The sequence below is a fragment of the Dolichospermum lemmermannii CS-548 genome (assembly GCF_028330815.1).
Classification (GTDB): domain Bacteria; phylum Cyanobacteriota; class Cyanobacteriia; order Cyanobacteriales; family Nostocaceae; genus Dolichospermum; species Dolichospermum lemmermannii.
Window position 1 is genome coordinate 50,778 of the sequence record NZ_JAQMTJ010000221.1, and the last position, 9,447, is coordinate 60,224.

Here is a 9,447-nt window from a genome sequence, read left to right on the forward strand (position 1 = left end):
CCAGGATTAAAGGATTAACAGGATAAATACAGAAAAGAAAAATGTCTGAATCAGGATAACCAGGATTAAAGGATTAACAGGATAAATACAAACAAAGTATTTAATTAAATCCTGTAAATCCTTAAATCCTGTAAATCCTGATTCAGACAAAAAAGATTAAAGGATAAACAGAATGAATACAAACAAAGTATTTCATTAAATCCTGTAAATCCTTAAATCCTGTAAATCCTGATTCAGACAAAAAAGATTAAAGGATGAACAGGATAAATACAAACAAAGTATTTAATTAAATCCTGTAAATCCTTAAATCCTGTAAATCCTGATTCAGACAAAAAAGATTAAAGAATAAACAGAATGAATACAAACAAAGTATTTCATTAAATCCTGTAAATCCTGTAAATCCTGATTCAGACAAATTACACAGAACTTAACTGTTTTTCCTCAGTTTTTGCTTCGGGACTATCAGCTTCAGAAGGTGGTACTAATTGCCAGAACTTAGGTAAATATTCTGCCCAATTGGCGATAATTTCCTGGGCTTTAGGTGAACCAGTGCGACGCTCGTGAGTTTTAATGAGATCATACAATTGTTGTCTGCCCACATCGCTCACAACTCGTTGCACCTTGACAATGGCATGATTAACTAAATCAGGGAAATTACCAGTTTCATCCAAGAAATAAGCTAATCCGCCGGTCATTCCTGCACCCACGTTGCGGCCAACCTTACCCAGAACAACAATCACACCACCAGTCATATACTCGCAGCAATGATCACCAGCCCCTTCAATCACGGCTGTACCTTTAGAGTTCCGCACCGCAAACCGTTCTCCAGCTAAACCATTGGCAAATAACACCCCACCAGTCGCCCCATAAAGGCAGGTATTCCCCACAATCACGTTTTCTGCTGGGTCATAAGTGGCATTTGCTGGGGGCTGAATAATAATTTCCCCACCGTTCATTCCCTTCCCTACATAGTCGTTAGCTTCCCCTACCAGGTTGAGAATCACACCATCGAGGTTAAATGCGCCGAAGCTTTGCCCCACACTACCGTGGAAATTCAGGTTTATTTGCCCTGTAAAGCCGTTGTCACCATGTCGAGATGCGATCGCTCCAGTTAACCTTGTACCGACGGTTCTATCGGTATTGACGACGGTAACGGTTTTACTAACTGTGCCATTTCTCTTAATTGCCGTTTGAATATCTGCATCTGCTAGTAACTGATCATCCAACACTGGTCCATTACTGTGAACTTCTTCATGTACTAACCAACTACGATTAGTTTTTGTGTCTGGTAGTTTAGTTAAACAATCCAAATTCAAAGCTTGGGTTTTATTCAGTTTGACTTCAGAACGCACCGTTAACAAATCAGCGCGGCCAATTACTTCTGATAAAGAACGATATCCCAATTTAGCCAACAGACTCCGCACCTCTTCCGCAATGAAGTAGAAGAAGTTGACAACGTGTTCAGGAATGCCGGTAAACCGTTTCCGCAATTCTTCCTTCTGAGAAGCTATCCCCACAGGACAATTATTAGTATGGCAAATCCGCGCCATAATGCAGCCTTCCGCAATCATGGCTATCGAACCAAACCCAAACTCCTCCGCCCCCATTAACGCCCCAATCAGGACATCCCAGCCGCTTTTCAGACCACCATCTACACGCAAGATGACGCGATCGCGCAACCTATTTTCCATCAAGACCCGATGTACTTCTGTTAAACCCAGTTCCCAGGGACTACCTGCGTGTTTAATCGAAGAAAGCGGTGATGCACCAGTACCACCATCATGACCCGAAATTTGGATAATATCGGCGTTAGCTTTAGCCACACCTGCCGCAATTGTGCCAATTCCAATTTCTGCGACCAATTTCACCGAAACTTGGGCTTTCGGGTTAATTTGGTGCAAGTCAAAAATCAACTGGGCTAAGTCTTCAATGGAATAAATATCATGGTGTGGTGGTGGAGAAATCAAAGTTACACCGGGCTTAGAACGGCGCAACATGGCAATATAGGGGCTTACCTTGGGTCCTGGTAACTGTCCACCTTCTCCTGGTTTTGCACCTTGGGCAATTTTGATTTCTAATTGTTGGGCTGTAGCTAAGTATTGGGGAGTAACGCCGAACCGTCCCGATGCAATTTGTCTAATGGCACTTGCAGCCGTGTCACCATTTTTTAATCCATTGAGATGAGGAAGCGTCGCAGATTTACCAGCCCTATCCACATCATTTAAAACATTGTAACGAACCGGATCTTCTCCACCTTCACCAGAATTAGATTTACCACCAATGCGATTCATAGCGATCGCTAAAGTTTCATGTGCCTCTCGTGATAACGCCCCTAAAGACATTCCCCCGGTACAGAAACGTTTAACAATATTACTAACTGACTCTACCTCTTCTATTGGAATTGATGAGCGCTCGCTGTGGAAGTCTAGCAAATCACGCAACGCCGTCACCGGACGATTTTGCAGATGTTGTTTATAAACCTCATAATGGTCATACTGCTTACCATTGACAGCCTTATGCAGCGACTTCGCTAATTCTGGGCTATTCATGTGGTATTCACCACCGGGACGGTATTGCACAAAACCTAAGTTTTCCAACTTCTTCGCCGTCAATTCTGGGAAAGCCTTACTGTGGAAAGATAGCACCTCTTGTGCCAACTCACTCACACTTAAACCACCAATGCGGGAAGTTGTTCCTCGGAAACCCAAAGCCAACAAATCACCACCAATCCCAATAGCTTCAAATATTTGCGCTGCTTGATAACTGGAAAGTAGGGAAATTCCCATCTTAGAAAGGATTTTCAGCAAACCCGATTCTATAGCTTTGCGATAATTTTCAATGGCTTGGTTTAAAGTCAAAGTGGCAATTTTGCCCCTCTGCATAAACTGTTGGGTTTTGGGTTCAGCCCACCAAGCAGTTACAGTATCTAAAGCCATATAGGGACAAACCGCACCAGCACCATAACCCAACAAACAAGCAAAATGATGGGTACTCCAACATTGGGCTGTATCTACAATTAAGGATGTTTTCATCCGTAACCCTTCACGGATTAAGTGGTGATGAACCGCACCAATGGCTAATAGAGGGGGAATATAGGTATATTCAGCAGCCAAGCCTGTACCTATGCGTTGGCTCTGCCCGCCGAAGGCATCGCTTAATATCAGAATCTTCGCACCAGCCCGCACCGATTCCGCAGCTTGTTTTTGCAAAGATTCCACAGCCGTTTTTAAACCATTTGGGCCTGTGGCTATGGGGAATAAAGTTGACAATTCAGCCGTTGCAAATCCTGACAACTTAATAGCTTCCAACTCTGTTTGAGTCAGTACAGGAGACTCCAACTTGAGTCTGCGGGCGTATTCTGGCTTGGGTTCTAATAAATTCCCCTTTTCACCCAATTCCACCGTCAGAGACATCACCAACTTTTCCCGTAAAGGGTCAATTGCTGGATTGGTAACTTGAGCAAATCGCTGTTTAAAATAGTCATACAGCAAATGGGATTTTTCTGACAATACCGCTAAAGGAATATCATCTCCCATACAGAAAGTTGCTTCCGCACCAGTGCTGGCCATGGGGTGAATCACCATTTCCACATCTTCTATGGTGTAGCCAAAGGCAATTTGCTGTTGTAATAAGACTTGGGGATCAATTTTGTCAGTGGTCAGTTGTTCGTTGTTCGTTGACAAATGCCCATTACCATTACCGTTACCATTGCCATTAACTACAGACTGACCCTTCACTAATTTACTCAATTCTTGGCGATGCTGTTGCAACCATTCCCCATAGGGATGCTGTTTAGCAATGCGTTGTTTAATTTCCCAGTTCTTGAGAATTTCCTGGGTATTTAAATCCACCGCAATCATTTGTCCAGGTCCAAGTCTACCTTTTTCGAGAATATTCTCTTCCGGGAAATCTACAACTCCAGCTTCGGAGGCAACAACGATATAATCATCTTTGGTAATGACATAACGTGCAGGTCTTAAACCATTGCGGTCTAATGTCGCCCCAACTTTTTTACCATCGCTAAATACTAACAGTGCAGGTCCATCCCATGATTCTTGCAACCCGCTATAATATTCATAAAAATCCACAATTTCGGGATATTCAGCCAAGGAAGGTTGATTTTTATAAGCTTCAGGAACCATCATCATTAACCCTTCTAAGGGGCTGCGTCCCGAACGCACCAATAACTCTAGTACATTGTCTAAAGTAGCGGAATCGCTATTATTAACGTTTACCAATGGCTTGAGTTCGTCAAACCTATCTTCCCAAATCGGATGACTAAGGGTAGCTTCCCGTGCCATCATCCAATTAATATTCCCCAATAGGGTATTAATTTCTCCATTGTGACCTAATAGCCGCATGGGTTGGGCTAAAGGCCATTTAGGCATGGTATTGGTACTAAATCGGCGATGATATACCGCAAATGCCACTTTAAAAGCCGGATTTTTGAGATCTTCGTAAAAATCCCCCAAGACAGCGGAACGCACCATGCCTTTATAAACAATTGTCCGGCTAGACAAGGAACAGATGTAGAAATCCTCAGAAATTCTTCTTCCCGCTTGCATAATGCGTTTACTGGCAATATACAATTCTCTTTCTAGTTCATCACCGCTTTTATCAGCACAATAAATGATCACCTGTTCTATTTGGGGTTGATTTTCTTTAGCTTGCACCCCTAATACTTCTGGACACACTGGAACTACTCGCCAGCCCAGTATATTTAATTTTTCTTCTGCTGCGATTTGCTCAAATGCAGTTTTAGCAGCTTTGGCGGCTGTTGCGTCTTGGGGAAAAAATATCATCCCCACAGCCATATTACTCAGATGAGAAAAATCAATTGCATTACTATTTTCCTGTGCTAATAATTCCCAAGGAATCGCTGTTAATATCCCCGCACCATCACCAGAATCTTGGTCAGCACTACAACCACCTCTATGTTCTAAGCAAGTTAAAGCAGTTAAGGCTTTAGCCAGAATTTCATGACTGGCAATATTTTGACGATGGGTAATAAACCCGACTCCACAAGCATCCCTTTCTTCTACTAGCCACTTTTGTCCTGGATATGTATCTGGAAAATTAGTATCTGACACTGTAATTTGCTGACCCTGATTTGATGGTTGATGATTCATACTCTATTCCTGAAATGTTGAGGTACAGATGTTGTTATTACTGCTTAGAGGGAAATTTTCTCAGTTTTGGCACTGGATAAAAAATACATAATTACCAAAGTTTAGGGATAACAATTTTAGCTTGACATTTAGTCAAAGCTGTGCTACCAATGCCTATTTATTTTTTATTTGTTTATGCACTGTTAAAAAACTACCTTAATCCAGAAGAACCTGTAAATTCAATCGTTTTGAAGTTTGCAGTTTTTTTGCTGATGGCTTACACCATACTTGCTTATTCCTATTCTTGGCTGATACTGATAGTTCACCAAAATTAGTCTATTTTCACTATATGCCCATTTGACAATTCCTAAAATATATCTGTTTTTTCCTGTATTTTGGCTGTTTATTCCTTGGCAACCACAGGAACTTTAGATTTTAGATTCAAACCCCAAAATCCAAAATTTTAGAGATGAGGATAGGGTGTGCGAATTTCACCTTTAACCCCTAACAGTATCATGGCAGTCTCTAAGTGATTTGTATTATTTAAAACAATTTTAGCTAGTATTTTTAGCACGATAATTGTTTGCTACTCTGAACAAGAGACAAAGACCCAAAATAAATATTATCACGGTTATTTCTAAAAAAGATAATTATTTTTTAAATTTTCTGATAAATTTTCGTTAGAGGATGTTTGAAAAGTTTATGGCGAATATAATTCGCTACTACACAAACGAAGTCCACCTATTCCTGCGGTCTCCTAAGGGATACGTGGACTAATGAAAAATCAAGGTTTTTAACCCACGAAGGTGGGTTTTGCCTGCGTAGCCGCGATTTCTAATCGCTGGGTTTTGCATAATCACGTTCCCAAATACCGAGTCATTGACACTCTCAGAGGCTTTAGCTGCTGAGATTCTGCTGACAGATTGAGATTAGGGAGTACCCAAAGTCTAATTCTCGCTGCGTTCGTCAAACAACGCCTACTTAGTTACTCTAAGTCCAGCTTAGGTTTCTAGCTACTTTTATCATTTTGGTGCTTTCAGAGGCCATCACTCAGCCAAGATCCGGTACGCTCCACAACCTGCCATTAATCGCTCTTTCTCGTCCTACTGCCGTTAGGACTTAAACCTAACCGTTGTTTCACGGGAGCCGGGATTTCTCCGATACTAGGATGTTTCAACACGTAGATAGTTATTCCTACTCACAATCTCATTTTAGCATAAAATACCACTGCGGTTAAAACCGCTCGTGTCCCTTCCCTCTCAGGGAGCCAAGCCACTGAGTTTCCCGCTTACCGCGAGGTTTTATGATTCTGAAAATACTCAATTCTGTGTTACCGCTACTGTCAACAGCGCTGTGTTTGACTGCTACTTATAGGGTATTTGCTGAAAATACTCCTAGTTTACCAACTCCCGTTCCCAGTGCCGTTAGTGCTGGTAATCAAATTATTCTCAATGGACGCACCTTACCAGGAGCATGGTTACAACCAACAGCAACCACCGTTAAAGGACAAACTTATCTGAGTGATGGCGCAGTTAAGCAATTAATGGGGATAGATTTACTCAATAGTAGTAATCCTGGCAAACAACCAGTACAGTGGTTTTCTGGCTTGACAAATCCCCCCATTCTCAATACTAATCTCAGCGAAGGATATCGCTATTTAGATATTACTCAATTAGCCCAAACAGCTAAATGGCAAATTCAAGCTAATGGTAGCACTTTAGTAATTTCTACTCCCCCTTCTCAACTGAAAAATATCCGTCTCGGTAAACAACCAAAAGGAGATAGAGTTGTCCTCGATTTAGATATAGCGACCCCTTGGCAAATTCGACAAGAATTACCAGTTAAAAAAGTAGTAGATCCTGATGAGATTATCCCTAAATCTACCACACCACCCAATCGAGAATGGACTCTCACCCTAGATGGTACTGCTGATCCGGCTTTAATACAACGCTATAACTCTCAACCCACTACACCGCCTATTCCCGCATCAATAATTCAAAAAGTGGAAGTGGTGAATAATCAAACAATTGTCCGGTTGAGCGTTCCCTTTGGTCAGTCTCTACAAGTTAGCACTATTCCCCAACCAAATCGCTTAGTTATTGATATTCAACCTGATGCAATGGTAGAAAAAACTATTGCTTGGGCGCAGGGATTACAATGGCGACAGCAGTTGGTAACTTTAGGAACAGATCGCTTTCCTGTGGTTTGGCTAGATATTAACCCTCGTGCTATAGGATTAAGCATTAAGCCTATATTAACTAATCCGCAAACATTAACTGGGACTGCCCCTTTGTTGCTAACTGCTCAAAATTACTTAGCAGTAGCCGCAATTAATGGTGGTTATTTTAACCGCAATAATAAATTACCTTTAGGGGCAATTCGGCGAGATAATCAATGGATATCCGGTCCAATTCTCAACCGGGGAGCGATCGCTTGGAATAATAACGGACAATTTTATTTTGGTCGGCTGACCCTCACAGAAACCTTAATTACCAACAATAATCAACGTTTACCCATTTCCTTACTGAATACTGGCTATGTCCAACGCGGTATTGCTCGTTATACTCCAGTATGGGGAAATACTTATACACCTTTAGCTGATAATGAAATTATCGTAGTTGTCGAAAACAATCAAGTAATTAATCAGTTAGCAGGTGATAAAAGTGGTATAACTGCTATTCCCATTCCCCAAAATGGTTATCTCCTCATCTTCCGCAATCAGACACCACAATTACCCATGGGGACAAAAGTTTCCCTTACCAGCAACACCACCACACCTGAATTTAGTCGCTACCCCCACATTATGGGTGCAGGTCCCCTATTAGTCCAAAATCGGCAAATAGTCCTGGACGGACCAGCAGAAACATTCAGCCCTGCTTTTATGAAAGGTCAAGCAGTTCGTAGCAGTATTTGTACTACTTCCAGAGGTAATCTGATGATTGCTGCTGTACATAATCGGGCTGGTGGTGGTGGTCCAACCTTGGAGGAACAAGCAAAATTAATGCAAACAATGGGTTGTATCAATGCTTTAAATTTAGATGGTGGTAGTTCTACCAGTCTTTATTTAGGCGGTCAGTTACTTGACCGTTCCCCCAATACAGCAGCCCGTGTTCACAATGGGATTGGGCTTTTTATATCACCAAAGAGGCAATAGAGAATTTTTAACAACTGACAACTGACCACTAACCACTGACAACTGACAACTGACCACCAACAAAAGAGATTATTTTTTGATGAAGACTTTGTGTGGACATATTACTTTAAGCAAGGGACTTTACCAGTCAATGGTGAGTTTTGCTATCTTTATCAAAGTGGCTAAATCTGGCCCCCTTTTCCATCAACTGTTCCCACTAAAAACAGGTTTGTTATGTCTCCAATTGAGGTAACTATGGCTAAATTATCAGAAACTGCCCCAAATACTCTCACTCTGCAACCAACAATTAATTCTAGAAGTATTGCTGCTGGTGAATTACGTCCGTGGGGTTCGTTCACAGTCTTGGAAGAAGGGCGTGGATATAAAATTAAGCGAATTGAAGTCAAGCCCGGACATCGCCTCAGTTTACAAATGCACCACCACCGCAGTGAACACTGGATTGTTGTTTCCGGTACAGCTAAGGTAGTTTGTGGTGATCAAGAAATTTTACTAAGCAATAATCAATCTACTTATGTTCCCCAATGTACAACTCATCGGTTAGAAAATCCCGGTGTAATTCCCTTAATTTTGATTGAAGTCCAAAATGGCGAATATCTCGGAGAAGATGATATTATTCGCTATCAAGATGATTATGCCCGTTCGGAAAAGTAGGCAGGGGAGCAGGGGGAGAGAAATATTCTTTTACAACTGACCACTGACAACTGTACGGGCGAAGCATTTGGAGAACTATTTTTGGCAATGACCGATAATTTATCTTGCAAATGCTTCGCCCCTACTGACCACTGACTAATAAGAAAATTCCATGATTCATTTGAGTCCAGCAGCCATTAATGAAATCGGGCGCTTAAAATCCAAACAACCATCAGATACCTTATTTCGCTTGCGAGTGAAATCTGGAGGCTGTGCTGATTGGTTTTACGATCTGGCTTTTGATACCACAGTCCAATTTCAAGATCGGGTTTTAGCGTTGGATGATATTCGCGTAGTTATAGACCCACAAAGCCTAAATTACATCACTGGGTTATCACTAGATTATTCAGAAGATTTGACAGGTGGCGGTTTTCGCTTTCATAATCCCCAAGCAACATCCACCTGTAACTGTGGCAATTCTTTCTCTATTAGTCAGTAGTCATTGGTCATTGGTCATTGGTCATTGGTCATTGGTCATTGGTCATTGGTCATTGG

General features: G+C 41.7%; 5 protein-coding genes. 3 read left to right on the forward strand and 2 right to left on the reverse strand.

Going from position 1 to position 9,447, the window contains the following annotated elements; translation table 11 throughout:
* Positions 1 to 416: 416 nt before the first annotated feature.
* On the reverse strand, positions 417 to 5,129 hold the full coding sequence (gltB, locus tag PN450_RS14875; protein ID WP_271836779.1) for a glutamate synthase large subunit: 4,713 nt from the start codon (positions 5,127 to 5,129) through the stop codon (positions 417 to 419).
* A gap of 1,282 nt (positions 5,130 to 6,411) precedes the next feature.
* Between gltB and PN450_RS14880 the strand changes: the two genes are divergently transcribed.
* Together PN450_RS14880 and PN450_RS14885 are read left to right on the forward strand one after the other, a co-directional pair.
* Complete coding sequence (locus PN450_RS14880) at positions 6,412 to 8,262, forward strand: phosphodiester glycosidase family protein (protein WP_148763561.1); 1,851 nt, start codon at positions 6,412 to 6,414, stop codon at positions 8,260 to 8,262.
* Positions 8,263 to 8,496: 234 nt separating this feature from the next.
* Complete coding sequence (locus PN450_RS14885; RefSeq protein ID WP_148766981.1) at positions 8,497 to 8,913, forward strand: cupin domain-containing protein; 417 nt, start codon at positions 8,497 to 8,499, stop codon at positions 8,911 to 8,913.
* On the opposite strand, the gene PN450_RS14890 is transcribed toward PN450_RS14885, so the two are convergent.
* Positions 8,892 to 9,023, reverse strand: coding sequence for a hypothetical protein (locus PN450_RS14890; RefSeq protein ID WP_271836780.1), 132 nt, complete (start codon positions 9,021 to 9,023; stop codon positions 8,892 to 8,894). The genes PN450_RS14885 and PN450_RS14890 overlap by 22 nt on opposite strands.
* A gap of 41 nt (positions 9,024 to 9,064) precedes the next feature.
* Between PN450_RS14890 and PN450_RS14895 the strand changes: the two genes are divergently transcribed.
* Complete coding sequence (locus PN450_RS14895; RefSeq protein WP_271836781.1) at positions 9,065 to 9,391, forward strand: HesB/IscA family protein; 327 nt, start codon at positions 9,065 to 9,067, stop codon at positions 9,389 to 9,391.
* Positions 9,392 to 9,447: the final 56 nt, after the last annotated feature.